The sequence below is a fragment of the Nocardioides sp. Leaf374 genome, from assembly GCF_916862475.1.
In the GTDB taxonomy this organism is placed as follows: domain Bacteria; phylum Actinomycetota; class Actinomycetes; order Propionibacteriales; family Nocardioidaceae; genus Nocardioides; species Nocardioides kribbensis.
The window spans coordinates 106,050-132,474 of sequence record NZ_CAKASO010000001.1 but is presented as its reverse complement, the minus strand read 5'-3'; the positions used below and the strand labels follow the sequence as shown (position 1 = coordinate 132,474).

Here is a 26,425-nt window from a genome sequence, read left to right as displayed (position 1 = left end):
AGCACATGACGGAGACGATGAGCGGGGCCCAGACCGGCGCCTCGGCGGCGGGCAAGGGCCTGACCTTCGAGCGCACGTTCAGCACCGCCGGCGTGCACCCCTACGACGAGATCACCTGGGAGCGCCGCGACGTCGTCCAGACCAACTGGAAGACCGGCGCCACCGTCTTCGAGCAGAAGAACGTGGAGTTCCCCGACTTCTGGTCGGTCAACGCCTCCACGATCGTCACCACCAAGTACTTCCGCGGCGCCGTCGGCTCCGACACCCGCGAGCAGAGCCTGCGCGAGCTCGTCGACCGGGTCGTGAAGACCTACCGCAAGGGCGGCGAGGACAACGGCTACTTCGCGTCCCCGGCCGACGCCGAGGTCTTCGAGCACGAGCTGACCTGGCTGCTGGTGCACCAGTACTTCTCGTTCAACTCCCCGGTGTGGTTCAACGTCGGCACGCCCTCCCCGCAGCAGGTCTCGGCCTGCTTCATCCTCTCGGTCGACGACTCCATGGACTCGATCCTGAACTGGTACAAGGAGGAGGGCTTCATCTTCAAGGGCGGCTCCGGCGCCGGCCTCAACCTCTCCCGCATCCGCTCCTCCAAGGAGCTGCTCTCCTCCGGCGGCACCGCCTCGGGCCCCGTCTCCTTCATGCGTGGCGCCGACGCCTCCGCCGGCACCATCAAGTCCGGCGGCGCCACGCGCCGCGCGGCGAAGATGGTCGTGCTCGACGTCGACCACCCCGACATCGAGGAGTTCGTGGCGACCAAGGCGCGCGAGGAGGACAAGATCCGCGCCCTGCGCGACGCCGGCTTCGACATGGACCTCGGCGGCGACGACATCACCTCGGTGCAGTACCAGAACGCCAACAACTCCGTGCGCGTCTCCGACGAGTTCATGCGCGCGGTCGAGAACGGCACCGACTTCGGCCTGCGCTCGCGCAAGGACGGCTCGGTCATCGAGACCGTCGACGCCCGCGACCTGTGGCGCAAGATCGCCACCGCTGCGTGGGAGTGCGCCGACCCGGGCATGCAGTACGACGACACCATCAACGACTGGCACACCAACCCCGAGACCGGTCGCATCACCGCGTCCAACCCCTGCTCCGAGTACATGTCGCTCGACAACTCCTCGTGCAACCTCGCCAGCCTCAACCTGCTGAAGTTCCTCAAGGACGACGACACCTTCGACGGCGCGCTGTTCGCGAAGGCCGTGGAGTTCATCATCACCGCGATGGACATCTCCATCTGCTTCGCCGACTTCCCGACCGAGTCCATCGGCCAGACCACCCGCGACTACCGCCAGCTCGGCATCGGCTACGCCAACCTCGGCGCGCTGCTCATGGCCATGGGCCTGGGCTACGACTCCGACGGCGGCCGCGCCATGGCCGCCACCATCACCTCGCTGATGACCGGCACCTCCTACAAGCGCTCGGCCGAGATCGCCGGCGTCGTGGGCCCCTACACCGGCTACGCCCGCAACGCCGACGCCCACAAGCGCGTCATGCGCAAGCACCAGGCCGCCAACGACACGGTGCGCCCGGTCCACATCGCCGACGAGCAGGTCCACAAGCTGGCCACGGCCGCGTGGGCCCAGGTGCAGGAGCTCGGCGCCAAGCACGGCTTCCGCAACGCGCAGGCCTCGGTGCTCGCGCCCACCGGCACCATCGGCTTCATGATGGACTGCGACACCACCGGCATCGAGCCCGACTTCTCGCTGGTCAAGTTCAAGAAGCTCGTCGGCGGCGGCTCCATGCAGATCGTCAACCAGACCATCCCGCGCGCCCTGCGCAAGATGGGCTACCAGCCCGAGCAGGTCGAGGCGATCGTCGACCACATCGCCGCCGAGGGTCACGTCATCGACGCCCCGGGCCTGCGCCAGGAGCACTACGAGGTTTTCGACACCGCCATGGGCGCCCGCGCCCTGGCCCCGATGGGCCACGTGCGGATGATGGCGGCCTGCCAGCCGTTCCTGTCCGGCGCGATCTCCAAGACCGTCAACCTCCCCGAGACCGCCACGGTCGAGGAGATCGAGGACGTCTACTTCCAGTCCTGGAAGCTCGGCCTCAAGGCCACCGCGGTCTACCGCGACAACTGCAAGGTCGGCCAGCCCATGTCGAGCGGCAAGGGCGACAACAAGGGCACCGACTCCAACAAGAGCGCCGACGCCGCCCCGGTCGAGACCAAGGTCGTCGAGAAGGTCGTCTACGCCCCGACCCGCAAGCGTCTGCCCAAGTCGCGCGTCTCGCGCACCACCTCCTTCACCGTGGGTGGCGCCGAGGGCTACATGACCTCGGGTGCGCACGCCGACGGCGAGCTCGGCGAGATCTTCCTCAAGCTCGGCAAGCAGGGCTCGACCCTGGCCGGCGTCATGGACGCGTTCTCGATCGCGGTCAGCATCGGCCTGCAGTACGGCGTGCCGCTGGAGACCTACGTCTCGAAGTTCACCAACCTGCGCTTCGAGCCCGCCGGCCTCACCGACGACCCCGACGTGCGGATGAGCCAGTCGATCATGGACTACATCTTCCGCCGCCTGGCCCTGGACTACCTGCCCTTCGAGCAGCGCCAGGCCATGGGGATCTACTCCGCCGACGAGCGTCAGCGCTACCTCGAGACCGGCTCCTACGAGCCCGTCGTCGAGACCGGTGGCGCCGCGGAGCTCATCGACGAGCCGGTCGCCTCGGCGCCGGTCGCCGAGCCCGAGACCGTCGAGGGTGTCGTCACCCACGACACCGAGGGCGCCTCGCAGCGCGAGGTCCCGGCCCAGCCGGCCAAGGAGGCCCACACCTCCGCCGAGCTGATGGAGAAGATCACCGGCACCGCGATCGACTCCCCGCTGTGCTTCACCTGCGGCACCAAGATGCGTCCCGCCGGCTCCTGCTACGTCTGCGAGGGCTGCGGCAGCACCTCCGGCTGCAGCTGACGCCTCCAGAATCGCCACCGGCCCGGTCCCTCCTGCACGGAGGGGCCGGGCCGGTGGCCGTTGCGGACGCGACGGAGCCCGGCTGCTGTGCGGTGACGGTGGGCTTGCGCGGTGCAGCGGCGACCGAGCCGTCCCCAGGAATCCCGACCGTCACGGGACCTGGGCGAGCCCCCACAGGGACAGGGTGGTCACGAGCGGCAGGGCCGCCACCGTGAGGCCGAGGGCCGTGGTGCCGCGGCTCCCGGCCGGCCGCTGGACGATCAGGGCGAGGGCCAGGAAGCCGGTGGTGGTGAAGGCGAGCACGGTGGGCGTGAAGGGGAACGTTCCGCCGCAGACGTGCGCTGCCCACCCGGTGAGTCGCGCGCAGGTGCCGGCCTACGTGGTGTCGCACGTGGGGCCCCAGTCGATGAGCAGGTAGCCGCCCAGGCTGCCGGTGACCACCCACACCGCAGCGAGGAGCGGCCGCGGCGACGTCACGACGGGCCGCCGCCGATGCCCGTGCGTACGGAGTAGAGCTCGGGGAAGAACGTGAGCTCCAGCGCCCGCTGGAGGAAGCCGACGCCGGAGCTGCCGCCGGTGCCGGTCTTGAAGCCGATGGTGCGCTGCACAGTGCGCAGGTGGCGGAAGCGCCACAGCTGGAAGGCGTCCTCGAGGTCGACGAGGTCCTCGCAGATCGCGTAGCCCTCCCAGTGGGTGCGCGGGTCGTCGTAGAGGGCGGCGAGCACCGGCACGAGGTCGGGCCGCTCGACCCAGGCCTCGCGGACGTCGCGGCCCAGGACGTCGGCGGGCACGTCGTGGCCGTGACGGGCCAGGAAGGCCAGCAGGGCGTCGTACACGGTGGGGGTGTCGAGCAGGTCCTGCAGATCGGCGCGCACGGTCGGCTTGGCGTCGAAGACGCGGAGCATGCGGGCGTTCTTGTTGCCGAGGATGAACTCCACCCCGCGGTACTGGTGGGACTGGAAGCCCGACGAGGGGCCGAGGGCGTCGCGGAACCCGCCGTACTCGCTGGGGGTGAGCGTGGCCAGCACCGACCACTGCTCGGTGAGGGTGCGGAAGATGTGCTTGACCCGGGCCAGCGCCTTGCGGGCCCGGTCGACGTCGTCGGCCTCGAGGTAGCCGCGCACGCCGCGCAGCTCGTGGAGGACGAGCTTGAACCACAGCTCGGTGGTCTGGTGCTGGACGATGAAGAGCAGCTCGTCGGGGTGGACCGGGTCGCTGACCGGGTGCTGTGCGGAGAGCAGCCGGTCGAGGTCGAGGTAGGTGCCGTAGTCCAGCGCCTCGTGCAGGTCGGTGCGGATGCCCTCCTCGAGGGGTCGCTCACCGTGCTCCAGGGCCATCGGGTCTCCTCCGGTCGGGGTCGACCCCCGGGTCGGTGGCCGCGGCCACGTCACACGGAGGCGGCCGTGCCAGAGCCTGCCACGCCGCCGGACCGAGCAGGCCCCGACTGTCGGTGGTCGGCCCTAGCGTGACGGGCATCGCAGCGGCACCGGGTCGCGGCGCGACGGGGACGGGGCGTGCGGTGACGCAGCTGACGGGATCGTGGCGGGAGCTCCGCCGGCGACTGGGCGACCGGCTGGCCGAGCTCGGGGACGGCGAGGTGGTGTCCCTCGGGCTCGAGGTCGTGGACACGGACACGGGCCAGAGGCCCGGTGTCAGGCTGACCGGGTGGGGCGCGGGCATGGTGCGGGCGGAGTTGGTGGCGGGTGCAGGCGCCGATGCGGCCGTCCGCCGGGGTCTGCTCGACCTCGGGTGGCTCGACCCCGCCGCGGAGCCGGGCGAGGAGGTCGACGCCGCGGTCCGGGGCCTCCTCGACCGCCCGCGAGCGAGAGCCGACGAGCTGGCGGCGCTGGCCGTGTGCACGCTCATCGAGGTCCTCGGCTGTCCTGACCCGGCGTTCCTCGTGACCGATCTCGACCTCCGGGGCCTCCGGTCGGCGGGCGGGCAGGAGCCGCCACGGACGTCACCGGCCCCGCTGGCCACGATGCCCGAGGGCGTCGAGCACCTGCAGGAGATGGTCGACGAGGTGCTCCTGGAGATGTCGGAGGGTGAGGAGCTCGAGCGCGACGAGGACGGCGACGTGCCGGTCCGGGTCGGCCTGTCGACGGTGTTCGTGCGGGTCCTCGACGACGTGCCGGTGGTGCGCCTCTTCGGGTGGCTGGCCGTCGACCTGCCCGACCACGCTGCAGCGCTGCGCGAGGTCGCCCTGCTCGCCGCGCGCATGCCGTTCCTGCAGCTGCGGGCTGTGGAGGGCGAGATCGAGTTCGGCCACGACCTGCACGCCCTGCCCTTCGCGCCCATGCAGCTGCGGGTCGTGCTCTCGCGGATCATGCAGGAGATCGACGAGGCCGCGCGCGACACCGTGGCGCGGCTCGGTGGCCGGCGCTACCTCCAGCCGCCGACGGAGCCGGCGCCGGCAGCCCGCACGGCGGCCTTCGAGCGCCTGGCACGCCTCGGGCCCGGAGCCGTCGACCTCGCGGAGGCCACGCCCCTGGCCGCCGTGGTCGAGCTCATGGCCGACGCCCGGGTCGCCCCGGAGCTGGTGGCCGAGCTGTTCGACCACGACCGGCGCCTCATCGTGGCCCACCTCGTGGGTGTGCGTGCCGGCCACCTCGACGTGACCGGCGTCGACGTCGAGGAGCTGCTCGCCGGGCTGCGCGCTGCGCTGCGCCTGGTGGTGTGGCGTCAGTCCCGCGAGCGCGAGTCCGCCCCGCCGCGTCCCGTGGTGGCCCGGAGGCGCGAGCGCCAGCTCTCGTTGCTGCCCGACGACGATCCCGGGCTCGAGCTGTTCGACCCGGGGGAGGAGGCGCGCTGGGCCTGAGGAGGCACGGCCCGAGGAGACGCCCCCCGATGGGGCGCCTGCGGTTCCTCAACCCTGCTGGGCGGCTGCCGATGACGTCTTTACCTTGACGTCGACGGCCGCGCAGGCCACGAGGGAGCACCATGACCGACCCGTCCGCCGGGGAGTCCGCCGAGGCCGTGGCCCGCCGCCACCGGGAGAAGATCGCCCGACTCGAGCGCGCCGCGGAGAGGTGGGAGCGCGGCGCCGCCGGTGAGCGCGCCACCGCCGACGTGCTCGCGACGCTCCCGGCGGAGTGGACGGCGTTCCACGACATCCGGTGGCCGGGTCGCAAGCTCGCCAACGTCGACCACGTGGTCCTCGGCCCGGGCGGGGTCTTCGTCGTCGACACCAAGAACTGGTCGGGGGTGGTCGAGGTGCGTGACGACGTCCTGCGGCAGGGCGGGTGGAAGCGCGAGCGGGAGGTCGCCGCTGCCGCCGAGGCGGCCATCGCCGTCAGTCTGGCCACACCGCACGTCAGCTCGCAGCTGGCCGTGCCGGTGCTGTGCTTCGTCCGCGAGGAGCGGGTCGAGGGCTGGGCCCGCGACGTCATGGTCTGCTCGACGTCGACGCTGACCGAGATGCTCCTCTCACGACCGACCGTGCTCGAGCGCGATCAGCTCCGCCAGATCTGGGACGCGTTGCGCGCTATGCCACGGGCGACCGGGCCCGCGTCGCACGCGCCCGTGGCGAACGAGGTCGAGTCGACCAAGACCGAGTCGACCGGGCCCGTGTCGCTCGGAGCCGGGGGGTCGGCCGCGCGCCGGAAGAAGCCGCCTGCCCGGACTTCCGGTCCGGGCAGGACGACGGCGCCGCCGCGCCCCGGCCCGTCGGGTCCCCGCCGTTCGCTGGCCGCCCTGGCGGCGACCCTGGTCGTCGGGGCCCTGGGCGGGGTCTACCTCTCGTCTGCTGGCGACGCCGACGAGCCGTCGGCCCCGGACCGCAGTCGCACCGGGACGACGGGCGGTCGGTCCGGCGGCGGGCCCGACGGTGCCGGGGCGGGTGCGGCCCGGGGCGGTGCCGACGCGGTGCAGCCGGCGCAGCGCCCCCGTCGCAGCGACTGAGAGGGGGGCCGGCGACACGGCCCGCCGGCGGGCCGGGTGGGCGTGGCTGCGACCACCCCGTCGGGCCCTTGCGCGGTGCTGCGCGCGGACTACCGTCGATGAGGCCGGTGAGCGCGGCACCAACGAGGGTGCGGCGTGATCGCCGGCGGCACGGAAAGGACGCGAGATGAGCGACTACCAGGTGGTCAACCCGTCGACGGGCAAGGTCGAGAAGGAGTACCCGACGGCGACCGATGCCGAGGTGCAGGACGCGCTGACGCGCTCCCACGCGGCGTACGGCCAGTGGCGCACCACCGACAAGGCCGAGCGCACCGCGGTGCTGCACAAGGTGGCCGATCTCTTCGACGAGCGCATCGACGACCTCGCCGCGATCATCGCCCGCGAGATGGGCAAGCCGCTGCGCGAGGGCAAGGGCGAGCTGCAGCTGGTGGCCTCGATCTTCCGCTACTACGCCGACGAGGGCCCGGGCCTGCTGGCCGACGAGCCGCTGAGCCCGTCGATGGGCGGCAACGCGGTCGTGCGCAAGGAGGCTGTGGGGGCCCTGCTGGGGATCATGCCGTGGAACTTCCCGTACTACCAGGTGGCCCGGTTCGCCGCGCCCAACCTGATGATCGGCAACACCATCCTGCTCAAGCACGCCCCGCAGTGCCCGGAGTCGGCGCTGGCGATCGAGCAGATCTTCCACGACGCCGGCCTGCCGGCCGACGCCTACATCAACCTCTTCGCCACCAACGACCAGGCCGCCGACATCATCGCCGACCCCCGCGTCGTGGGTGTCTCGGTCACCGGCAGCGAGCGCGCCGGCGCCGCGGTGGCCGAGGTCGCGGGCCGCAACCTCAAGAAGGTCGTGCTCGAGCTCGGCGGCTCCGACCCCTTCATCGTGCTCGACGCCTCCGACCTCGGTGCGGCGGTCAAGACCGCCGTGCGCGGACGCATGGGCAACGCCGGACAGGCCTGCAACGCCGCCAAGCGGATGATCGTGGTCGACGACCTCTACGACGACTTCGTCGAGCAGTTCACGCAGAGGATGTCGGCCCTGCAGCCGGGCGACCCCTTCGAGGACGGCACCGGCTTCGGCCCGCTGTCCTCCGAGGGCGCCGCGCAGACCCTGGTCGAGCAGCTCGAGGACGCCAAGGCCAAGGGCGCGACCGTGCGCACCGGCGGCAACCGCGTCGACCGCCCGGGCTCCTTCGTCGAGGCCACGGTGCTGACCGACGTCACCCCCGACATGCGGGCCTACGGCGAGGAGCTCTTCGGACCCGCCGCCGTCGTCTACCGCGTGGCCGACGCCGCGGAGGCCGTCGAGTTGGCCAACGCCTCCTCCTTCGGCCTCGGCGGCGTGGTGTGGAGCGACGACGTCGAGAAGGCCCAGCAGGTCGCCGACCAGCTCGACACCGGCATGGTGTGGATCAACAGTGCCCAGGGCACGGCCGCCGACCTGCCCTTCGGTGGCACCAAGCGCTCGGGCGTGGGCCGGGAGCTCGGCCCCTACGGCATCGACGAGTTCGTCAACAAGAAGCTCATCTACACCCCCCAGGGCTGACCCGGGGAGGCCGCCCCGCAGACCCGCGGGTGAACGGCGCACGACCGCACGGGGCCGGTCGGACGAACACCGTCCGGCCGGCCCCGCGTGGCGTGCGGGAGCGGCAGCGGCGGTTTCCGCGCAGCCGCGCCGCGGCCTATCGTGGACGCTGAGACAGACGAGCCACGGGCGTGGCGCAGACGGACGGGGGAGGTGGTCGCCGTGAGCGGTGAACCTCCCAGTCGTCCCCGTCCCGCTGCCTGAGGCAGCCCCGCCCGCCGCGCCCACCGCCCGGCGCAGCCCGTCCGCGGAGGAGTCTCCCGTCATGTCCGAGCGCCCGTTCCTGCCCCTGCGCCACCTCGCCGGCCGTCGTCGTGCGCCCCACCCCGCGCCCGCAGCGCCGTCCGCCCCGTCGGCCCCCGACGGCGCGCGGGTGGGCCACGAGACCCTCGTCGACGCCGCGGTCTACGTCGACGGTGACCGCGTCGAGTCGCTGAGCAGCCTCGCCGACACCTACCGCTGCCTGCGCGAGCGCGGCGACGAGGCCCCCGACGACGGCGCCATCGCCTGGATCGGGCTCTACCGCCCCGACCAGCACGACCTGGCCTCGCTGGCCGAGGAGTTCGACCTGCACGAGCTGGCGCTGGAGGACGCGATCCTCGCCCACCAGCGTCCCAAGCTGGAGCGCTACGACGACACCCTCTTCGTCGTGCTGCGCGCCGCGAGGTACGTCGACGCCACGGAGGAGGTGGAGTTCGGCGAGGTGCACGTCTTCGTCGGCCCCGACTTCGTGGTCAACGTGCGCCACAGCGAGGCCCCCGACCTGGCCGCCGTGCGCCGCCGCCTGGAGAGCAACCCCGACCTGCTGCGGCTGGGACCCGAGGCGATCCTCTACGCCATCCTCGACCGGGTCGTCGACGGCTACGCCCCGGTCGTCGCGGGCCTGGAGAACGACATCGACGAGATCGAGGTGCAGGTCTTCACCGGCGACCCGGGCGTCTCGCGGCGCATCTACGAGCTGACCCGCGAGGTCATCGAGTTCCAGCGGGCCACCGGCCCGCTGCTCACCGTCGTGCGGCGCCTGACCCTGGGCTTCGCGAAGTACCGCACCGACGAGGAGCTCCAGCGCTACCTGCGCGACGTCGAGGACCACCTCGTGACCGTCACCGAGAAGGTCGACGGCCTGCGTCAACTGCTGCGCGACATCCTCACCGTCAACGCCACCCTCGTGGCCCAGCAGCAGAACGAGGAGATGAAGAACCTCAGCGAGGTCAGCATCTCCCAGAACGAGGAGGTCAAGCGGATCTCGGCCTGGGCCGCGATCCTCTTCGCGCCGACCCTGGTCGGCACGGTCTACGGCATGAACTTCGACTCGATGCCCGAGCTGCACTGGCGCTTCGGCTACCCGATGGCCGTGGTCATGATGTTCATGGTCAGCGTCGTGCTCTACGTGGTCTTCCGCCGGCGCCGCTGGATCTGAGCAGACTGGATCTGAGCAGACCCGCGGACGCCGGCGGACCACGCCGGGGTGGTGCTCAGGCGCAGTTGTCGCACTCGCCGGTGGGCGGGATGGCCATGAAGCAGGTGGGGCAGATGTCGGGCTGCGCCTCCTCGCGGTTCTTCTTCCGCTCGCGGGTGACGACCATGTCGTAGCGCGGGGAGAGCGCGGCGTTGCCACCGTCGGCCGGGAGGGTGGCGTCGGCCCAGCGGTAGCACTCCATGCGGGCCAGGGCGGCGTGCTTCTCGCGGGCCAGCGGGTCGCTGATCGGGTCGGCGTCCTGCAGGCGCAGCACCTCGTCGTAGGCCTCGCCGACGGTGCCGTGCACGCCGTGGACCACCAGGGCGGTCAGCGGGGGCTCGCCGGCGGCGTGGACCTCGGCCGCGACGCGGGCCAGCACGCGCCCGATCCAGTTGCTGGGGTTGCTGCGGGTGCGCACGCCGGTGTCGGCCTGCAGCCGCCCGGCGAACTCGGTGTGGGTGATCAGGCCGTGGTAGGTGCCGGCCACCTCGGTCAGCACCGGGCGCGCGGCGGTGACCCAGACGTCCTCGCCCTCGGCGGCGGTCACGGGCTCGGCGGGCGCCTCCGGCTCGGAGGTCTCCTCCGGGTCCGGGGTCTCCGTCTCGTCGCGGTCGTCCTCGAGGGCCTCGTCGGGCTCCACGTCGGTCGGGCTGGCAGGGGTCGTCGTCTCGAGGCTCATGACGTCCGTACTGGAGCTGGCACGTGTCGGGCGTGGTCGCGCGGCGCCGTGCCCCGGCTCCCTCACCCTCGACTGTACGGCGAGGACGCCAGTCGCACCGAATGCGCCGGTCGGCCCACGTGCGTGCCGGGCCCCCTCCGGAGGCGACCGGCGAGGTTCACCCGCAGGACCACCCCGCGCCACCTCGGTGGTGTGGCCTCGGGGCATGAGCGATCTCGGACGCCCCTCCAGCAGCCCCTCCAGCAGCCCCGTCAGCAGCCCGGCCGGCAGTGCCACCTCCACGCCGGTGGGCCGCCGTTCGCTGCTGCGCGCGGGCGCGCTCACCGCCGGCGCGCTGACCACGCTGGGTGCCACGAGCGGGGTGGCGGCCACCTCGCCGCAGGCGCGGCAGGCCGCGTCCGCCGGCGGGCTGGTGACGCGACGCCTGACGCTGCCCTCGGGCGTGCAGAGCGGTGACGTCACCCCGCGCACCGCCGTGCTGTGGGCGCGCTCGAGCGGGCGCGGGCGGCTCGTGGCCCACCTGCGCAGCGGTCGACGACGCCGTGTCGTCCGCGGTCCCTGGGCCACCGACGCCTCCGACCTGACCGCCAAGATCGCCCTCGACGGGCTCGCCCCGGGCCGGGAGTGGGAGGCGGAGCTGGCCTTCGAGGACGAGCAGGGCCGGCGCGGCGAGGCCCGGGTCGCGCGGTTCACGACCCCGTCGCTGCGCCCGGCGGCCACCAGCTTCGTGTGGACCGGCGACACCTGTGGCCAGGGCTGGGGGATCAACCCCGACCTCGGCGGGCTGCGGGGCTACGCCGCGATGCACGCCACGCGTCCCGACCTCTTCGTCCACGCCGGCGACACCGTCTACTCCGACGGCCCGATCGCCGCGGAGGTCGTCGAGCCCGACGGGCAGGTCTGGCGCAACCTGGTCATCCCCGAGGTGACCAAGGTCGCCGAGACCCTCGCGGAGTTCCGCGGGCGCCACCGCTACAACCTGATGGACGACAACGTGCGCGCCTTCTACGCCGACACCCCCGTCGTCGCGCAGTGGGACGACCACGAGACCACCAACAACTGGTGGCCCGGGGAGGTGCTCACCGACGAGCGCTACACCGCCGAGCGTCGCGTCGACGTGCTCGCCGCCCGCGCCCGCCGCGCCTGGCAGGAGTGGCAGCCGATCGCCGACCCCCGCGCCCACGGGCGCGGCAGCGGCTTCGCCGAGGCCCGGATCTACCGCAAGGTCTCGCGCGGGGCCCACCTCGACGTCTTCTGCCTCGACATGCGCACCTTCAAGGACCCCAACACCCCCGGACTGGAGCAGGAGCGCACCGGCGTCCTGGGCCGCGAGCAGCTCGACTGGCTGGTGCGGGAGGTGCGCCGCTCGACCGCGACCTGGAAGGTGATCTCCGCCGACCTGCCGATCGGGCTCGTCGTGCCCGACGGCAGCGCCCAGGAGGGCCTGGCCAACCGCGATCCCGGCGCCCCGCTCGGCAAGGAGCAGGAGATCGCCGAGGTGCTCAGCGCCTTCAAGCGCCACGGTGTGCGCAACACCGTGTGGATCACCGCCGACGTGCACTACTGCGCGGCCCACCACTACGACCCGGCACGCGCCGGCTTCACCGACTTCGACCCCTTCTGGGAGTTCGTGGCCGGGCCGATCGCCTCGGGCACCTTCGGACCCAACGACCTCGACGGCACCTTCGGGCCCGAGGTGGTCTTCAGCAAGGTCGCGGGCACGCCGGGGGAGTCGCCGCGGGCGGGCAACCAGTTCTTCGGCCACGCCGCGATCGACCGCGCCGGGCTGCTGACCATGAGCCTGCGCGACCAGTCCGGCGCGGTGCTGTTCAGCCGCGACCTCGAGCCGCAGCGCTAGCGGCGTACGTCGTGCCGCGCCGGATCAGGCCGGGGCCGCGATGTTGACCAGCCACGTGACGCCGAAGCGGTCGGCGCACTGGCCGAAGACGTCGCCCCACACCTGCCGCTCCAGCGGCACGTGCACCTGGCCGCCCTCGGCCAGTGCCTCGAACCAGCCTCGCAGCCGGGGCTCGTCGTCGCCGCTCAGGCTGAGGGTCACGGTGTCGCCGGGGGTCACGGTCATGCCCGGCGGGACGTCGGCGGCCATCAGCGTGACGCCGTGCTCGCCGCGCAGCATGGCGTGCATGACCAGGTCGGCGTGCTCGCCCTGCTCGCCCATCTGCGCGAACGTCATCACGTCGAGCTCGCCGCCGAAGAGCGACTGGTAGGAGGTCATCGCCTCGCGGGCGGTGCCGTGGAGGTGGAGGTAGGGGTTCAGCAGGACCGGCATCGGGGCTCCTCAGGGCGGTGGTCGGGCGGTCGCGGGGACCGGTGTGTCGAGGTGCAGACCGGTGGTGTCCTGCGAAGTCATCGGCGTGACGCCGGGCGGCGGTGAGAAGGGTCACCGGGTGTCGGCTTGATCGGCACCCGGGGGGCCGTGGCAGCCTCGGTGCCTCCTCCGGCACACCGGAGGCACCCGGCCCGAGCCGAGGCCCGTCACGGCGCCGGGGTGACCCCAGCAGCACGCAGTGACGGGCGCGGGAGAACCGAGCAGGACGCCGCGGCGCAGGCCGCGGCTCGGGGTGGAGCCGGAGCGACCGCGAGGGAGCGCCGGCCGGGCACAGGCGCCCGAACCCGACAGGACCCCTTCCGCAGGCGATGCCTGAGGACCACCGATGACCCACACCCGCATGCGCACCCTCGGGGCGACCCTCGTCGCCGCCATGGCCACCAGCACGGTGCTCGGCACCGGGCTCACCCTCGACACCGCCCGCGCCGCGGACGCGGCACCGGCCGAGCGCCAGACCACCCAGGCCGCCCAGACCACGGAGGCCACCGGGACCACCCGGACCGCCGACGCCCGCCGTGACGACGGCCCGACCCGTGCGGAGCGGATCCTGGGCGTGGCCCGCGCCCAGGCCGACGACGTCTACCGCTACGGCGCCGCCGGGCCCGACGCCTTCGACTGCTCGGGCTTCACGCAGTTCGTCTTCCGCAACGCCGTCGGCGAGGCGCTGCCGCACTCCTCGGCGGCCCAGGTCGACCGCACCCAGCGCGTCACCCCCGCCGAGGCCCGCCCCGGCGACCTGGTCTTCTTCTACGACGGCGGCGGGGTCTACCACGTCGGCATCTACGCCGGCGACGGCTACATGTGGAACGCCGCCAACTCCGAGGCCGACGTCGAGCGCACGAAGATCTGGACCGACCAGCGGTTCTTCGGCCGGGTGCGCTGAGCCCGGCAGGCCCGTCCCGGCCCACCAGTCGGGGCCACTCGTCCGCGGTGCACCCCCCTCCGGCGCTCGCCCGGAGGGGGGTGTTTCCCCAGATGTGGGCATCAGTTCGCCGGCTCCCGCAGACGTGGGGGGTGCACCGCCCTAGACTCCGAGGACCGGGCACCCCCACCCGGCTCTCGGTCTCGTGTGCGCGGAGGCAGCAGGTGCGGCAGGTGCTGGTCAGGTCCGGAGTGGTCCTCGGCGTGCTGGGCGCGCTCCTGGTGCCCTCGCTCTCCTCCCCGGCCTCCGCCGCGGGCGACGCCACCGTCGTGGTGCGCGGCACCGACCTGCCCGTGGGTGGCCCGATCGAGCTGTCGTACGTCGGGTGCGCGCGGCTCTACGAGCGCACGGCCGAGGTGCCGCAGCCGTTCGTCGGGCTGGGCCCCGACCAGGCGCCCGCGGGCGAGCGGAGCCTGCGCTACGACCTCGCCGGCGGCACGGCGCTGGGCTCGCTGAGCTACGCCCGCTCGATGGCCTCGACCACGACCTCCGGCCTCTCGGTGCAGGCGCCGCGCGGCGCCGCGGGCGTCGCGTGGGTGGGCTACCAGGAGCCCGCCGACTTCGGCACCACCACCTACTGGTTCGGCCGCGCCGACGTCTCGGCGCCCGCCGGGGCGTGGACCGGCGTGGAGACCACCGGCCTCACCTACACCTGGTCGCGCTACGACATGGCCACCCGCCGCGCCGTCGGCGGCGCCACCGCCGCCCCCTCGACGCTCGCGGCGATGATCGCCGAGCGCGGCGACGGGCCCGGCTTCCGCACGGTCGGCTTCGGCTGCGACGGCAACCGCTTCGCCCTCGACGCGCTGCGCGTCGGCGACGCCACCGGCACGACCACCTACGACCTCGAGGGCCTGACCACCACGACCGTCATGGCCGCTCGCCCGGCCCCGAGGGGCACGGTGCTCACCGGCGTCCTGCGCGACGGCTCCGGCGAGCCGGTCGTGCGCGGCACGCTCGTGCTCGAGCGCCAGGTCGCCGGCGGCTGGGAGACCGTGCAGGTCGTCCCCGCCGAGGCCGTCGACGCCACGGTCACCGTCACCCCGGAGCAGACCACGACCTACCGCTGGCGCTTCGCCGACCGGCCCCTGGCCGAGGGCAGCGTCTCCGAGCCGACCACGGTCACCGTGGCTCCCGGCCAGCAGCCGACCCAGCAGCCCAGCCAGCAGCCCACCCAGCAGTCCACCCGGCAGCCCGCCCAGCGCTGACCCCTGCGGGCCCGGCCCGTAGCCTCGCCCCGTGCAGTGCCACCACTTCGACGCGGGTCGCTGCCGCTCGTGCGCCTGGATGGGTCAGGCCTACGACGACCAGGTCGCCGCCAAGCAGCGTCACTGCCGCGGGCTGCTGGCCGCGTGGCCCGACCTGACGTGGCTGGAGCCCCACCGCAGTCGCGAGGAGGGCTTCCGCAACAAGGCCAAGATGGTGGTCGCCGGCACGCTCGAGGCCCCGACGCTGGGGATCCTCGACCCGTCGGGGGCCGGCGTCGACCTGCGCGACTGCGGCCTGCACGAGCCCGGCCTGGCCGCCGCCCTGCCCGCCCTGGCCGACTTCGTCACCCGCGCCGCGGTGGCGCCGTACGACCTCGCGACGCGGCGCGGCGAGCTCAAGCACCTGCTCGTGACCCGCTCGCCCGACGGTGAGCTCATGGTGCGCTTCGTGCTGCGCTCCACCGAGCCGGTCACCCGGATCCGCAAGCACCTCCCGGCCCTCCACGCCGCGCTGCCCGAGCTGGTGGTGGTCTCGGCCAACGTGCAGCCCGAGCACAAGGCCGTGCTGGAGGGCGAGCGCGAGATCGCGCTGAGCCCGCGCGAGACGCTGGCGATGCGGGTCAACGGGCTCACCCTGCGGCTGCGGCCCCAGGGCTTCTTCCAGACCAACACCGAGGTCGCGGCCGCGCTCTACCGCCAGGGCCGCGACTGGGTCGAGGAGATCGCCCCGGCCTCGGTGTGGGACCTCTACTGCGGGGTCGGCGGCTTCGCGCTGCACGTCGCGGCCCCCGGGCGCCTGGTCACCGGGGTGGAGGTCAGCGAGGAGGCGGTCGCCGCCGCCCGCGCCACCGCCGAGTACGCCCGGCTGCCGGGCCTGCGCTTCGAGGCCGCCGACGCCACGACGTGGGCGCAGGCGCAGGAGGCCGGCCCCGAGCTGGTGGTGCTCAACCCGCCGCGGCGCGGCGTCGGGCCCGAGCTGTGCGCGTGGCTGGAGGGCTCCGGGGTCGGCCACGTCGTCTACTCCAGCTGCAACGCCGTCTCGCTGGCCCGCGACCTGGCCGCGCTGCCGTCCTTCGCCCCGCGCCGGGCGCGGTTGTTCGACATGTTCCCCCAGACCACCCACCACGAGGTGATGGTGCTGCTCGAGCGCCGCTGACGGGTCACCGACGGGTCGCCGACGGGTCGGGGGCGTGGGCCGGCGTGGCTAGAGTCGCGGCCATGGACCACCGCACCCTGGGCCGCACCGGCCGTGACGTCTCCACCGTCGGACTCGGCACCTGGCAGCTCGGCGCCGACTGGGGCGAGGTGAGCGAGCACGACGCCCGCGCCGTGCTCGAGACCTCCCTGGAGGCCGGGGTGACGCTGTTCGACACCGCCGACGTCTACGGCGACGGCCGCAGCGAGCAGGTCATCGGCCGCTTCGTGGCCGACCACCCCGACGCCGCGCTCACCGTGGCCACCAAGATGGGCCGCCGCGCCGAGCAGGTGCCGGAGAGCTACACCCTCGAGCACTTCCGCGGGTGGGTCGACCGCTCGCGCCGCAACCTCGGCGTCGACCGGCTCGACCTGGTGCAGCTGCATTGCCCGCCGTCGGCCACCGTGACCGCCGACGCCACCTACGAGGCCCTCGACACCCTCGTCGCCGACGGGGCGATCGCCGCCTACGGCCTCAGCGTCGAGACCACCGACCAGGCCCTCGACGCCATCGCGCGCCCCCACGTGGCCAGCGTGCAGATCATCCTCAACGCCTTCCGGCTCAAGCCGCTCGACGCCGTGCTGCCCGCCGCGGAGGAGGCCGGCGTCGGCATCCTGGCGCGCGTGCCGCTGGCCTCGGGCCTGCTCAGCGGGACCTACGACGAGACCACCACCTTCGCCGCCGACGACCACCGCACCTACAACCGTGACGGCAGCGCCTTCGACGTCGGTGAGACCTTCTCCGGGGTCGACTTCGCCACCGGCGTGCGGGCCGCCCAGGAGTTCTCCGCCCTGGTCGCCGAGCACGGCCCCGAGGGCGCCACGCCCGCCCAGGTCGCCCTGGCCTGGGTCTGGCAGCAGCCCGGCGTCACCACCGTCATCCCCGGCGCCCGCAACCCCGGGCAGGCCCGCGCCAACGCCGCCGCCGGCGCGCTGCCCCCGCTGGCCCCCGCCCTGCTCGAGGGCGTCCGCGACCTCTACGACGCGCGCTTCCGCGCCCAGGTGCACCACCGCTGGTGATCCTGCCCGGGCCCCGTGTGGCCGGGAGCGGCGGGCACGACGTACGGTCGGGGGCGTGGCCGAGGACTACTGCGAGCTGTGTGACCTGCCGCTGAGCACCTGTGTGCACGGGATGCCGAAGCGTCCCCCCGAGCCCGTGGCGCCACCCCAGGCGACACCGGTGCGCCGCCGCAGCACGGCGGCGCCCTCGGGGTCCACCGCGCGGGTGCCGGGCTCCTCCAAGCCGACTGCTGCACCGGCCAAGCTGCGGCGCCGCACCCACCAGGACGACTTCAAGCCCTACATCATCCGGGTGCTCCAGGAGGTCGGCGGGGAGCGCGAGGCCGAGCTGGTGATGCTCGAGCTCGAGGAGCGCATGGCCGAGGTGCTGCGCGAGGGCGACCGCGAGGTCGGCCCCACCGGCGAGGTGCGCTGGCGCACCGCCGTGCGGTGGGCGCGCAAGGAGCTCGCCGACGACGGCTTCCTGGTGGCCCCCCGCCCGGGCGTGTGGCAGCTCACCGACCGCGGCGCCGAGCTGCCCGCCGACGCCCTGGACTGACCCCGCCGCGCGGCCGGGCGCCGCTCAGGGCACGGCGACGGCGATCTCGTCGCCGAGCCGCGCGCCGCGCAGCAGCCCCATCTCGTCGCCCGACCAGAACATGCCCGGGTCGTAGAAGTTCGTGGGACGGTCGTCGTCGAGCAGCCCCATCGCGGTGTAGGTGGCGGCGACCACCTCGGCGCAGTAGGTCAGCTCGGCCGGGGCGGCCCGCCGGATCCGGCCCCGCGCCCAGCGCCCGGCCAGCGCGACCGTCGAGGGGAACGGCGTGCCGTCGAGGCGGGCGACCGTGCGCAGCACGGCGTCCTCCATCTCGCGGGTCACCGCGGTGTCGAGCTGGCGCAGCCAGGCGCGCTGCTCGTAGCGCCCGCACCACTGCTGCACCGCCTCGCGCAGGTCGTGCAGCTGCACCCCGCGCTGGTGCTGCCCGGTCCACACGTCGCGCAGGCCCTTGCCCAGCTCGGCGTGCCACATCAGCGGCGGCAGGTCATCGAGCACGACCGCCATGCCGACGTGGTTGACCGGCGCGTTGGTCAGCACCCGGATAGCGTGGTCGGCGGTGGAGCGCCCGCGGAAGAGCCACAGGTCGCCGGTGCGCGTGAGGTCCACGGCCTCGTCGAGGGACAGCGGGGCGGACGGCGAGGACATGAGGAGGAGTCTGCTCGATGAGGTCGACGAAGGTGTGGAGGCTGCTCGGCGTCGCCGGGCTCGCCGGGGTCGCGGCCACCGGGGTGGTCGTCGTGCGCGACCAGCGGCGCCGGTCGACCCTCGGCGCCGACGAGGTCCGCGCCCGGCTGCACGAGCGGCTGGCCCAGGCCGACGGGGCCGAACGAGCCGACTGAGCCGACGGGGCCGAACGAGCCGACTGAGCCTGTTTCGCTAGCGAAACCGTGGTGCGCGTGGTCCGGCCCGGCCGGCACCGGCAGGTCCCCCCGGTCGCCGGTGTCCTGTGGATCGCCCCGCCCGCCTGTCGGCGTCGCGACGTACGGTCCTGCCATGGACCTGAGCGATGCCTTCGCCCTCGCCGAGCACCTGCTCGAGCGACACGGGCCGCCGGGGTGGCGCGTGGAGCTCGACTCCGCCAAGCGTCGGGCCGGGGTGTGCCGCTTCGGGCCGCGGGTGATCGGGCTCAGCGCCCCGCTGACGGTGCTGCACTCCGAGGCCGAGGTCCGCGACACGATCCTCCACGAGATCGCCCACGCGCTGGTGGGCCCGCGCCACGGTCACGACGAGACCTGGCGCCGCACCGCCCTCGCGCTGGGCTCCTCGGGGCGTCGCTGCGTGCCCGCCGACGCCCCGGGCGTCGAGCCGGCCTGGCTCGGGGTGTGCGCGGCGGGACACACCTCGGGGCGCCACCGCCGCCCCGAGCGGGTCATGACCTGCGGGCGCTGCTCACGCCGCTTCGACCTCGCCCACGTGCTGACCTGGACCCACCACGGCCGCCCGGCGGTGCACCACCCCAACTACGAGGCCGAGCTGGCCCTGCTGCGCACGGGCGGTCGACCCACCCGGCTGCCGGTCGGCTCCCGGGTGCGGGTCACGGTCGCGGGGGAGCACCACGGCCGGGTCGGTGTCGTGGTGAAGGTCGGCCGCACGAGCTACCACCTGCGCGCCGGCCGGGCGGTGCTGCGCGTGCCCTTCGCCTGGGTCGAGTCGGTCTGACCCGGCGGCGCTCGCCGCCCCGGTCGCCGCGCCGGTCTCCCCCCGGGTGAGCACCACGGCGCGGCCCGGGTGCTCCACTGGTCGCGTGTGCTTCTCCCTCCAGGCCGACCTCGTCGCCGGCGCCGTCGTCCTGCCCCTCGGCGCGCTGGCCCTGCGCGAGGTGCGCGCGCCCCGCGAGCTGCCGTTGGCCGCGCTCCCGGTGCTCTTCGCGGTCCACCAGCTGGTGGAGGCCCTGGTCTGGGCCGGTGCCGACGGGCTGGTCTCCGACACCACCGCCCACCGCGCCGCGCTGGCCTACGTCGTCTTCGCCCTGCCCTTCCTGCCGCTCTACCTCCCGCTGGCGGTGCTCCTGGTCGCCCGGCCCGACCGGCGCGGTCTCGTCGCGCCCTTCGTGGCGCTCGGGGGAGCCGTCGGCGCCTACATGGCCTGGCACCTGTGGACGGGCGGGGTGCGGACCACGGTGCGCGACCACGCGATCGTCTACTACGTCGGCCTGGGCGAGCCCGAGATCTCCACCGGCCTCTACATCGTGGCCGTGGTCGGCGCCTGCGTCCTGGCCGGCCACCGCTGGATCACGGCCTTCGGCCTGGCCAACCTCGTCGGCCTGCTCGTCGTCGGCTACGCCTACGCCGACGCCTTCGCCTCGCTGTGGTGCGTCTGGGCCGCGGTCTCCTCGGTGCTGATCCTGGTGCACCTCGCGCGGGTCGAGCGTGGGGCCGACCCGCGCGGTGACGGGGAGAGCCTGCAGCCACGCACGGACGCCGCCCGGTGAGCGGCCCGCGCGAGCGGCTGCTGGCCGAGCGCGAGCGGGTGGCCTCGCGGCTGCGCGACCTCGATGGCGACCACCGCGGCGTGGTCGAGGCCTCCCGCGACACCAACGCCGACGACGAGCACGACCCCGAGGGCGCCACGATCGCCTTCGAGCGCTCCCAGGTCGACGCGCTGGCCAGGCAGGCGCGCCACCACCTCGACGAGGTCGACGCCGCCCTGGCCCGGGAGTCCGCCGGCGACTACGGCCGCTGCGAGCGCTGCGGCAGCGAGATCCCGGCCGAGCGGCTCGACGTACGGCCCACGGCGCGGACCTGCGTGACCTGCGCCTGACCCCGGTCCACCGGCGCGACGCGCCCGGGCTGCGCCGGGCCCCGTGTCGATCGACACAGCGCACGGGGTTGGGAGTCGCGGCGTCGGCTCCATACTGGGAGACGTATGGCTGACGAGACCCCCACACCCCAGAAGCTCGACATCGACTGGCTGAAGACCGCCGCCGGTGCGCTCGCCGCAGTGTCCTCCGCGGTGCTGCTCTCGACCCTGGGTGCCGCCGGCACCCTCATCGGCGCCGCGGTCGGCTCCGTGGCCGCGACCGTGGGCACCGCCCTCTACTCCGAGGGTCTGGCCCGCAGCCGTGCCGCGGCCGCGAAGGCCCAGGAGGCGGCCCTGTCGAAGGTCGGCATCGCGCAGGCGGAGGTACGCCGCGCCGGGCGCAGCGACGCCGACACCGCGGCCGTCGAGGCCCACCTGGACCACGCCGACGAGAAGCTCGCCGAGGCCAAGGCCGGCCTCGACGAGGCCGTGCTGGAGTCGCGCACCGGCTGGCGCGACCGGCTCGCCGGCCTGCCGTGGAAGCGGATCGCGATCCTGGCCGCCGGCATGTTCCTGGTCGTCATGGTGGCGCTGTCGCTCTTCGAGGTGGTCTCGGGACGCTCGGTCTCCAGCTACACCGGCGGCAGCGACCGCGACGGCGGCACCACGATCTCCCGCCTCACGGGCGGCTCGTCCGCCGGCGACGACGAGCCCACCCGGGACCCCAGCCAGGGCAGCGACCCGTCCGACGCCTCCACCCCCACCGCCGACCCCACGGCCGAGCCCACCGACGACCCGACCGCCGAGCCGAGCGAGGAGCCGACCGAGGAGCCGACGGAGGAGCCCAGCGACGAGCCGACCGAGGAGCCGACCACGGCGCCCTCCACCACCCCGACCCCCAGCGCCGTCCCCACTCCGACGCCGACCTCCTGACCGCTCCTCGAGGGGCCGAGCCCCTCAGTCGTGCTCGGGCGGCAGCCGGAGGACGCGGCGGGCCGACATCGCGGCGACGACCTCCAGCCAGCCGCGGTTGGTCCGCCCGTCCAGACGTGGCGAGTAGCAGAAGCCGGCCTTGTCCAGGACGTCGTCGAGCTGACTCTCGCTCAGGTCGGAGGCGATGAGTCGGTCGACCTCTGTCAGCAACTCGACCACGGACTCGGGTTCGTCGTCGAGGAAGTGAGCGACCACCGCCTCCGGCGTCGGGTAGTCATAGCTCCAGGTCTGGTAGAAGTACGCCCCGCCGAGCAGCTCGAACGCGCTCATCGGTCCTCCTCGACGCCGCTAGGGTGCGGCGGACCGATGGACGGGAGGCCCAGCCCGGGGGAGGGGGTCGCCGGAGTGTGAAAGCCACGAGCGGTGACGGCGACGGCTTCCAGCCAGCCCCGGAATGTCCGGCCGTCGTCGGAGGGGAGGTAGTCGGCCCCCGCGGCCGTCGACCATGCGTCCAACTCGGCCTCATCAGTGGTGGCCGCAAGGAGGACCTGTACCTCGTCCGCGAGCGCGGCGGCTCGCCCTGGTGCGTCACCGAGGAAGGCCCGGACGGCGTCGTCGACGTGGGCGAACTCCTGGCGCCAGGACTGGTAGAGGTAGGTGGCGAAGCAGGCTCGCAGTGTCGGCAGATCTGCTGGGTCCACGAGCATCCCTGTCACTCCCTGCTGGGGGGCCCGCCTGTTTCGGCGATACCCAACAGGCCCTGGAGGTACTCCCGATGCGTGATGCCGTCGCCCGGGGGCCAGTACTGAGAACCGAGCCCTTCGAGGATGCGGCGGAGGTCGTCCTCGGAGTGGTCGCCGTCGAGAAGGGTCCGGACGTCCCTGGCAAGGGTGCTCGCCTTGTGCGGCTCCAACGCCAGGTACTCACGGGCGACGTCGTCGACAGTCGCGAAATCATCGGGCCAGTCCTGGTGCAGGAAGCCAGCTACGAACTCGGACAGGGTGGGCACAGCAGGGTGCATGCGGCGGCCTCTCAGGGCTCGGGGAAGGCGGTCAGGATACGAAAACCTTGAGGCATCTCTGGGTCCCGACGCAGGACGATCCGGAGTCCCCTGACTCGTTCCAGGAGCCCCCCGCGGTGCAGGACTGTCCCGCTGACATCGTCCATCACGCCTCGGTAGGTCCATGTGGCGTCGCTACCGCGGAGCCAATCGTCGATCGAGGCGCTGTGCTTCGACAGGACCCGGTGGAGGATCGCCTCGGCCGTGGGAAGGTCGTCGAAGGACCCGACCATGGAGCGTGTCGGTTCGCGGTCGAGTCGTCCTTGGAGCCAGTCGGTCGAGCGGCCCACGTGCCGCTCGATCGTGTGCGACCCGCGCACCTCGTGCGTGCGCAGCCACCCTGGGCCGGGGTCCCAGGGCCTGGGAGCGACGACCCGGATCTGCCCCGCCTCGTCGGAGAGCCCACCGGAGCGGGCGTAGCGGAACTTCTCCAGCCGGCCGCGGGCGATGGTGACGCGGACGGCGGCGTTGCGCACGGAGGCGGCGAGCACCTCGTTGGCGGCCCGCAGCCGGGCCGCCACGGCGAGGACGTCGGGGGTGATGGCGGCGACGCGGGTGCCGGTGAGGGCGGTGGCGCCGACGGTGCCGCCTCCGCCGGTGACGGAGTTGAGGAGCATGCCGGCGCCCTGGATGACGACGGTCTCGGCCAGCAGCTGCACGACGAGGGCGACGACCTCGGCCCGGTGGGACTCGACCTGGTCGGCGTACTGCTCGCAGGCTCGGCCCAGACCGTAGGCCTCCTCGGCGATCGCGGCGAGCTGGTCGGAGACCTCCTGGCAGGCGTCGACGGCGAGCGGGATCTCGGGGGACACCTCGCCCTCGAGGCCCCGGACCGCCGCGCCGCAGTCGGAGGTCAGGTCGGCGACGGCGCGCGCGCAGTCGACCCACGTGGCGCCCGCGGTGCGCAGCTCGCCGACGTCGGCGCTGGGCCACGCGAAGCCCTGGATCAGGTCGATCACCCAGCCCAGCCCCGTGGGGACGGCCGACCAGTCACCGCCGAGGGCGGTGGGCGGCGGCGAGGGCATCGCCGCGACCCAGCCCAGGTCGCCCGGCCCGCCGGCGGGGGAGACCTCGCCGTCGGGCGCGACGACCGCCCCCGGCACCACCACGCCGCGGAGCACGGCCCCGGCCTCGGCCCGCTCGTGCTCGGCGCGTGACGTCGCGGTGAGCCGACCCAGGCAGGCCAGCGCCGTCACGCAGTCGCCGAGCCCGGCGACGACCTCGGCGGCTGCTGTGTCGTAGGCCGCTGCGAAGTCGGCGGAGGTGGCGTCGTCGCCGGCCATGCCGCCGAGACCGGCGAGGGCGTCGGTGAGGTCGTCGAGGTGCTCCGCACAGCGGCGGTTGCCGGTGGCCAGGGCGTGCTCGGCGGTGAGGAAGCCCGCGCCGTCGACGTCGATCCTCACCGCACGGCCCCCCAGGCCGCGAGGTTGGAGGCGACCGCCGCCTCGTAGCGGTCGTGGGCCAGGCCCGCAGCCGTGCGCAGGTCGGCGAGCGCCCCCCGCATCTCCTCGTACGCCGCGGCCCAGCGCGCATGCGCCTGGTCGTGCGCATCGGCGGCGGCGCCCGTCCACGCGGCGTCCAACCGCGCCACCCGGGCCGCGACGCGGTCGAGCGCCGCGTCGAGCTCGCGCTGGGTCGCACCGGCCGCGTCGACGACCCGCTGGAGCTCCGCGAGGTCGACCCGGAAGCCGCTCACCGGGAGCCTCCGACGCCGCTCCCGTCGAGCCGGGCCGCCAGCGCTGCGAGTCCGTCGGCCACACCGACGTCGAGGTCGGTCACGTCGCGGTGGTGCCGCGCGATCCGGTCGGCGGTCTCGTCGAGGGCCGCGACGACCGCGTCGGCCGCCCCGGCCCAGTCGGCCCAGGCGACCGCGAAGGAGTCGGCGGCCCGGCCGCGCCACACGGCGTCGAGGAGCCCGTCGACCTCGCGGCCGAGGCGGGCCCGCGACCGGGCGAGGTCGGCGGCGGTGTCGCGCAGGTCGGCGACCGCGGCCTCGGTGGCCGCGTGGTCGAGGGCCAGCGTGCCGGCGGGGCCGGCGGGGGCGTCGAGGTGCATCGGATCTCCCGAGAGGTCGTCGTAGGACCACCCTGACCCGAGGGGGAGCGCCGCGACAGCCCCGGTCGCCGATCTGTGGAAAACCCCGCGGGAGGGGTCAGACGAGGTCGCCGGGGTCGGCCGGCACGTCGACCGACTGCGAGCGCAGCGCGTCGAGGGGGATGATCTCGAGGGCCCGCTCGCTGGTCGCGGCGAGCACGACGGGGGCCGCGACGCCGTCGTGGAGCGCCTGGAGCCAGCGCACGGCCACCACGCACCAGCGGTCGCCGGGGTGCAGCCCCGGGAAGCCCCACTCGGGGCGCGGGGTGGCCAGGTCGTTGCCGACCGAGCGCTGGTGGGCGAGGAACTCCTCGGTCATCACCGTGCACACCGCGTGCAGGCCCACGTCGGCCGGGCCGCAGGTGCACGTGCCGTCGCGGTGGAAGCCGGTCATGGGCTCGGTGCCGCACGGCTCGAGCTCGCCGCCGAGCACGTTGAGCTCCGGTGTGCCCTCGGGTCGCATGGCGTCACTGTCGCAGGTCGGGTGGCTCCGCGGACAGGGTTCGCGGAGACCGCCCCCCGCTGTCACGGTCAGCGCCCGACCATCACCCCGACCGGCTCGGGGGTGAAGCCGGGGAAGACCTGGGCGGCGGAGGCGTCGGTGCGCGACAGGACGACCTCGGAGAGCACCGAGCGGAAGTCGGTGGTGACGGTGAGGTCGGCGTCGAGGGAGTTCTCCAGACCGGGCCAGCGGCCGTAGTAGCGCCCGCCCTTGACCCCGGCGCCGGCGAGGAACATGACGTTGCCCCAGCCGTGGTCGAGGCCGTAGTTGGAGTTCTCCGACACCCGTCGGCCGAACTCCGAGATGGTCAGCAGGGTGACCCTCTCGCGCATCGAGCCGAGGTCGGCGAAGAAGGCGGCGATCGCGGTGGCCAGGTCGTTGGCGTTGTACTTCATCGCGCCCCAGTCGAGGGTGCCGAGGTCGGCGTGCATGTCCCACTCGCCCTGGTCGACGGTGACCAGGGAGACGCCGACGTCGCCGCGGATGGTGCGGGCGACGGCGGCCAGCGCCCGGCCCAGGTCGCTGTCGGGGTAGGCCGCGCGGTTCTCCGGCTCGGCGCGCACGGGGCCGAGGTCGGCCACGGCCGCCATCGCCGAGCGCATGCCACGGGCCATCGGGGCGGTGGAGGAGCCCCACATCTGCGACAGCGAGCGCAGCCGGGCCTGGTCGGTGTCCCACTGGTCGTTCCCGGCGACGACGGCGTCGGAGATGTTGCGCAGCGACATGATCGGCTGCTCGCCGTAGAGCGAGGCCGGTGGGGAGGAGGAGCCGATGCTGACGCCCTGGAGCGGCGAGTCGCCGTCGAGGCCGCCGAGCAGGCGGTTGAGCCAGCCGCTGCGCACGCTCGAGCCCGGGTTGGCGTCCTCGACCAGCTCCATGGCCGCGAAGTGTGACCGGTTGACCACGGCCATGCCCGTGGCGTGCACGGCGGCGAGCTCTCCCGACTGCCACATCGGGAGCAGGGGCGCGAGGTTGGGGTGCAGCCCGAAGAAGGCGTCCTTGCCCAGCAGCTTGGCCGCGGGCACGGCGATGCGGGGGCGCGCGGCGTAGTAGGCCGGGTCGCCGTGGGGCACGACGAGGGAGAGCCCGTCGGCGGCACCGCGCATCGACAGCACGACCAGCACCGAGCCGTTCGGCGCCGGCGCGACCCCGGCGGCCATGGCCGGCGCGGCGCCGTAGGTGACCATCGCCGAGCCCACGGCGTACGCCGCGCCCGTGAGCCCCAGCCCGCGCAGGAAGCCGCGGCGCGAGAGCGCGGTGGCGGCGGCGTAGTCGGGGCACCCGCACGGGTCGCCGGTGCGGGAGGCGGTGCGGGCAGCAGCAGTCGTCATCGTCG

General features: G+C 74.0%; 29 protein-coding genes. 16 read left to right on the top strand and 13 right to left on the bottom strand.

Going from position 1 to position 26,425, the window contains the following annotated elements; all coding sequences use genetic code 11:
* Positions 1-5 precede the first annotated feature (5 nt).
* Positions 6-2,909, top strand: coding sequence for a vitamin B12-dependent ribonucleotide reductase (locus LPA27_RS00685; protein ID WP_056904882.1), 2,904 nt, complete (start codon positions 6-8; stop codon positions 2,907-2,909).
* Between the two features lie 150 nt (positions 2,910-3,059).
* Here the strand turns inward: LPA27_RS00685 and LPA27_RS00680 are convergent, their stop codons facing one another.
* The gene (locus LPA27_RS00680) at positions 3,060-3,212 is read right to left on the bottom strand and encodes a hypothetical protein (protein ID WP_228941136.1); all 153 of its coding nucleotides are present in this window, start codon (positions 3,210-3,212) and stop codon (positions 3,060-3,062) included.
* Between the two features lie 170 nt (positions 3,213-3,382).
* Complete coding sequence (locus tag LPA27_RS00675) at positions 3,383-4,246, bottom strand: tryptophan 2,3-dioxygenase (RefSeq protein WP_228941135.1); 864 nt, start codon at positions 4,244-4,246, stop codon at positions 3,383-3,385.
* Positions 4,247-4,428: 182 nt separating this feature from the next.
* Here LPA27_RS00675 and LPA27_RS00670 point away from each other — a divergent pair, with 182 nt between their 5' ends.
* The 4 genes from LPA27_RS00670 to LPA27_RS00655 all read left to right on the top strand — a co-directional run bounded on the left by LPA27_RS00670 (position 4,429) and on the right by LPA27_RS00655 (position 9,811).
* Complete coding sequence (locus tag LPA27_RS00670) at positions 4,429-5,727, top strand: T3SS (YopN, CesT) and YbjN peptide-binding chaperone 1 (RefSeq protein WP_228941134.1); 1,299 nt, start codon at positions 4,429-4,431, stop codon at positions 5,725-5,727.
* 122 nt (positions 5,728-5,849) lie between these two features.
* A complete protein-coding gene (locus LPA27_RS00665) occupies positions 5,850-6,809 on the top strand; it encodes a nuclease-related domain-containing protein (protein ID WP_228941133.1) in 960 nt (319 codons plus the stop codon).
* 166 nt (positions 6,810-6,975) lie between these two features.
* Positions 6,976-8,352 (top strand): NAD-dependent succinate-semialdehyde dehydrogenase, encoded by a 1,377-nt coding sequence (locus LPA27_RS00660; RefSeq protein WP_056904877.1) that lies wholly within the window; start codon positions 6,976-6,978, stop codon positions 8,350-8,352.
* Positions 8,353-8,656: 304 nt separating this feature from the next.
* On the top strand, positions 8,657-9,811 hold the full coding sequence (locus tag LPA27_RS00655; protein ID WP_228941132.1) for a magnesium and cobalt transport protein CorA: 1,155 nt from the start codon (positions 8,657-8,659) through the stop codon (positions 9,809-9,811).
* Positions 9,812-9,866: 55 nt separating this feature from the next.
* Here LPA27_RS00655 and LPA27_RS00650 read toward each other — a convergent pair whose 3' ends face one another.
* Positions 9,867-10,529, bottom strand: coding sequence for a hypothetical protein (locus tag LPA27_RS00650; RefSeq protein ID WP_228941131.1), 663 nt, complete (start codon positions 10,527-10,529; stop codon positions 9,867-9,869).
* Between the two features lie 205 nt (positions 10,530-10,734).
* Between LPA27_RS00650 and LPA27_RS00645 the strand changes: the two genes are divergently transcribed.
* A complete protein-coding gene (locus LPA27_RS00645) occupies positions 10,735-12,387 on the top strand; it encodes an alkaline phosphatase D family protein (RefSeq protein WP_228941130.1) in 1,653 nt (550 codons plus the stop codon).
* A gap of 24 nt (positions 12,388-12,411) precedes the next feature.
* Here LPA27_RS00645 and LPA27_RS00640 read toward each other — a convergent pair whose 3' ends face one another.
* Positions 12,412-12,819, bottom strand: a complete 408-nt coding sequence (locus tag LPA27_RS00640) for a VOC family protein (RefSeq protein ID WP_056904876.1) — start codon at positions 12,817-12,819, stop codon at positions 12,412-12,414.
* Positions 12,820-13,204: 385 nt separating this feature from the next.
* Between LPA27_RS00640 and LPA27_RS00635 the strand changes: the two genes are divergently transcribed.
* The 5 genes from LPA27_RS00635 (at position 13,205) to LPA27_RS00615 (ending at position 17,761) form a co-directional block, all read left to right on the top strand.
* Positions 13,205-13,762: a C40 family peptidase gene (locus LPA27_RS00635; protein ID WP_228941129.1), complete on the top strand. Its 558-nt coding sequence runs from the start codon at positions 13,205-13,207 to the stop codon at positions 13,760-13,762.
* Positions 13,763-13,974: 212 nt separating this feature from the next.
* A complete protein-coding gene (locus LPA27_RS00630) occupies positions 13,975-15,009 on the top strand; it encodes a hypothetical protein (RefSeq protein WP_228941128.1) in 1,035 nt (344 codons plus the stop codon).
* Between the two features lie 31 nt (positions 15,010-15,040).
* Positions 15,041-16,165: a 23S rRNA (uracil(747)-C(5))-methyltransferase RlmC gene (gene rlmC / locus LPA27_RS00625; RefSeq protein ID WP_228941127.1), complete on the top strand. Its 1,125-nt coding sequence runs from the start codon at positions 15,041-15,043 to the stop codon at positions 16,163-16,165.
* A gap of 62 nt (positions 16,166-16,227) precedes the next feature.
* Positions 16,228-17,223, top strand: a complete 996-nt coding sequence (locus LPA27_RS00620; RefSeq protein WP_228941126.1) for an aldo/keto reductase — start codon at positions 16,228-16,230, stop codon at positions 17,221-17,223.
* 55 nt (positions 17,224-17,278) lie between these two features.
* The gene (locus tag LPA27_RS00615) at positions 17,279-17,761 is read left to right on the top strand and encodes a winged helix-turn-helix domain-containing protein (RefSeq protein WP_228941125.1); all 483 of its coding nucleotides are present in this window, start codon (positions 17,279-17,281) and stop codon (positions 17,759-17,761) included.
* A 24-nt stretch (positions 17,762-17,785) separates the two neighbouring features.
* Here the strand turns inward: LPA27_RS00615 and LPA27_RS00610 are convergent, their stop codons facing one another.
* Positions 17,786-18,406 (bottom strand): hypothetical protein, encoded by a 621-nt coding sequence (locus LPA27_RS00610; RefSeq protein ID WP_056904870.1) that lies wholly within the window; start codon positions 18,404-18,406, stop codon positions 17,786-17,788.
* 17 nt (positions 18,407-18,423) lie between these two features.
* Between LPA27_RS00610 and LPA27_RS00605 the strand changes: the two genes are divergently transcribed.
* The 5 genes from LPA27_RS00605 (at position 18,424) to LPA27_RS00585 (ending at position 21,433) form a co-directional block, all read left to right on the top strand.
* A complete protein-coding gene (locus LPA27_RS00605) occupies positions 18,424-18,600 on the top strand; it encodes a hypothetical protein (protein WP_228941124.1) in 177 nt (58 codons plus the stop codon).
* Positions 18,601-18,754: 154 nt separating this feature from the next.
* Entirely contained in the window at positions 18,755-19,420 is a 666-nt protein-coding gene (locus tag LPA27_RS00600) for a SprT-like domain-containing protein (RefSeq protein WP_056904869.1), read from the top strand.
* Positions 19,421-19,505: 85 nt separating this feature from the next.
* Positions 19,506-20,192 carry a DUF6629 family protein gene (locus LPA27_RS00595; protein WP_228941123.1) on the top strand — a complete coding sequence of 229 codons (687 nt, stop codon included), beginning with the start codon at positions 19,506-19,508 and terminating at the stop codon, positions 20,190-20,192.
* Positions 20,189-20,521 carry a TraR/DksA family transcriptional regulator gene (locus tag LPA27_RS00590; RefSeq protein WP_228941122.1) on the top strand — a complete coding sequence of 111 codons (333 nt, stop codon included), beginning with the start codon at positions 20,189-20,191 and terminating at the stop codon, positions 20,519-20,521. The genes LPA27_RS00595 and LPA27_RS00590 overlap by 4 nt, the downstream gene beginning before the upstream one ends.
* A 105-nt stretch (positions 20,522-20,626) precedes the next feature.
* Entirely contained in the window at positions 20,627-21,433 is an 807-nt protein-coding gene (locus LPA27_RS00585) for a PT domain-containing protein (RefSeq protein ID WP_228941121.1), read from the top strand.
* Positions 21,434-21,457: 24 nt separating this feature from the next.
* Here the strand turns inward: LPA27_RS00585 and LPA27_RS00580 are convergent, their stop codons facing one another.
* The 8 genes from LPA27_RS00580 to LPA27_RS00545 all read right to left on the bottom strand — a co-directional run bounded on the left by LPA27_RS00580 (position 21,458) and on the right by LPA27_RS00545 (position 26,420).
* Positions 21,458-21,763, bottom strand: coding sequence for a contact-dependent growth inhibition system immunity protein (locus LPA27_RS00580; protein ID WP_228941120.1), 306 nt, complete (start codon positions 21,761-21,763; stop codon positions 21,458-21,460).
* Complete coding sequence (locus tag LPA27_RS00575) at positions 21,760-22,134, bottom strand: contact-dependent growth inhibition system immunity protein (protein WP_228941119.1); 375 nt, start codon at positions 22,132-22,134, stop codon at positions 21,760-21,762. The genes LPA27_RS00580 and LPA27_RS00575 overlap by 4 nt, the downstream gene beginning before the upstream one ends.
* Positions 22,135-22,145: 11 nt before the next feature.
* On the bottom strand, positions 22,146-22,442 hold the full coding sequence (locus LPA27_RS00570) for a contact-dependent growth inhibition system immunity protein (RefSeq protein WP_228941118.1): 297 nt from the start codon (positions 22,440-22,442) through the stop codon (positions 22,146-22,148).
* A 23-nt stretch (positions 22,443-22,465) separates the two neighbouring features.
* Entirely contained in the window at positions 22,466-23,896 is a 1,431-nt protein-coding gene (locus LPA27_RS00565; RefSeq protein WP_228941117.1) for an RNase A-like domain-containing protein, read from the bottom strand.
* The gene (locus LPA27_RS00560; RefSeq protein ID WP_228941116.1) at positions 23,893-24,189 is read right to left on the bottom strand and encodes a WXG100 family type VII secretion target; all 297 of its coding nucleotides are present in this window, start codon (positions 24,187-24,189) and stop codon (positions 23,893-23,895) included. Before LPA27_RS00560 ends, LPA27_RS00565 begins: the two co-directional genes overlap by 4 nt.
* Entirely contained in the window at positions 24,186-24,548 is a 363-nt protein-coding gene (locus LPA27_RS00555) for a WXG100 family type VII secretion target (RefSeq protein ID WP_228941115.1), read from the bottom strand. The genes LPA27_RS00560 and LPA27_RS00555 overlap by 4 nt, the downstream gene beginning before the upstream one ends.
* A 97-nt stretch (positions 24,549-24,645) precedes the next feature.
* A complete protein-coding gene (locus tag LPA27_RS00550; RefSeq protein WP_056865779.1) occupies positions 24,646-25,050 on the bottom strand; it encodes a DUF2237 family protein in 405 nt (134 codons plus the stop codon).
* Between the two features lie 68 nt (positions 25,051-25,118).
* Positions 25,119-26,420, bottom strand: a complete 1,302-nt coding sequence (locus LPA27_RS00545) for a DUF1501 domain-containing protein (RefSeq protein WP_228941114.1) — start codon at positions 26,418-26,420, stop codon at positions 25,119-25,121.
* Positions 26,421-26,425 lie beyond the last annotated feature (5 nt).

What these genes read in the sequence shown, in the direction of transcription:
- LPA27_RS00620 (WP_228941126.1), top strand. Translation starts at nt 16,228, where the DNA reads ATGGACCACCGCACCCTGGGCCGCACCGGCCGTGACGTCTCCACCGTC.
- LPA27_RS00685 (WP_056904882.1), top strand. Translation starts at nt 6, where the DNA reads ATGACGGAGACGATGAGCGGGGCCCAGACCGGCGCCTCGGCGGCGGGC.
- LPA27_RS00640 (WP_056904876.1), bottom strand. Translation starts at nt 12,819, where the DNA reads ATGCCGGTCCTGCTGAACCCCTACCTCCACCTCCACGGCACCGCCCGC.
- LPA27_RS00600 (WP_056904869.1), top strand. Translation starts at nt 18,755, where the DNA reads ATGGACCTGAGCGATGCCTTCGCCCTCGCCGAGCACCTGCTCGAGCGA.
- LPA27_RS00610 (WP_056904870.1), bottom strand. Translation starts at nt 18,406, where the DNA reads ATGTCCTCGCCGTCCGCCCCGCTGTCCCTCGACGAGGCCGTGGACCTC.
- LPA27_RS00605 (WP_228941124.1), top strand. Translation starts at nt 18,424, where the DNA reads ATGAGGTCGACGAAGGTGTGGAGGCTGCTCGGCGTCGCCGGGCTCGCC.
- LPA27_RS00650 (WP_228941131.1), bottom strand. Translation starts at nt 10,529, where the DNA reads ATGAGCCTCGAGACGACGACCCCTGCCAGCCCGACCGACGTGGAGCCC.
- LPA27_RS00645 (WP_228941130.1), top strand. Translation starts at nt 10,735, where the DNA reads ATGAGCGATCTCGGACGCCCCTCCAGCAGCCCCTCCAGCAGCCCCGTC.
- LPA27_RS00555 (WP_228941115.1), bottom strand. Translation starts at nt 24,548, where the DNA reads ATGCACCTCGACGCCCCCGCCGGCCCCGCCGGCACGCTGGCCCTCGAC.
- LPA27_RS00545 (WP_228941114.1), bottom strand. Translation starts at nt 26,420, where the DNA reads ATGACGACTGCTGCTGCCCGCACCGCCTCCCGCACCGGCGACCCGTGC.
- LPA27_RS00665 (WP_228941133.1), top strand. Translation starts at nt 5,850, where the DNA reads ATGACCGACCCGTCCGCCGGGGAGTCCGCCGAGGCCGTGGCCCGCCGC.
- LPA27_RS00675 (WP_228941135.1), bottom strand. Translation starts at nt 4,246, where the DNA reads ATGGCCCTGGAGCACGGTGAGCGACCCCTCGAGGAGGGCATCCGCACC.
- LPA27_RS00635 (WP_228941129.1), top strand. Translation starts at nt 13,205, where the DNA reads ATGACCCACACCCGCATGCGCACCCTCGGGGCGACCCTCGTCGCCGCC.
- LPA27_RS00655 (WP_228941132.1), top strand. Translation starts at nt 8,657, where the DNA reads ATGTCCGAGCGCCCGTTCCTGCCCCTGCGCCACCTCGCCGGCCGTCGT.
- LPA27_RS00580 (WP_228941120.1), bottom strand. Translation starts at nt 21,763, where the DNA reads ATGAGCGCGTTCGAGCTGCTCGGCGGGGCGTACTTCTACCAGACCTGG.
- LPA27_RS00660 (WP_056904877.1), top strand. Translation starts at nt 6,976, where the DNA reads ATGAGCGACTACCAGGTGGTCAACCCGTCGACGGGCAAGGTCGAGAAG.
- LPA27_RS00550 (WP_056865779.1), bottom strand. Translation starts at nt 25,050, where the DNA reads ATGCGACCCGAGGGCACACCGGAGCTCAACGTGCTCGGCGGCGAGCTC.
- LPA27_RS00585 (WP_228941121.1), top strand. Translation starts at nt 20,627, where the DNA reads ATGGCTGACGAGACCCCCACACCCCAGAAGCTCGACATCGACTGGCTG.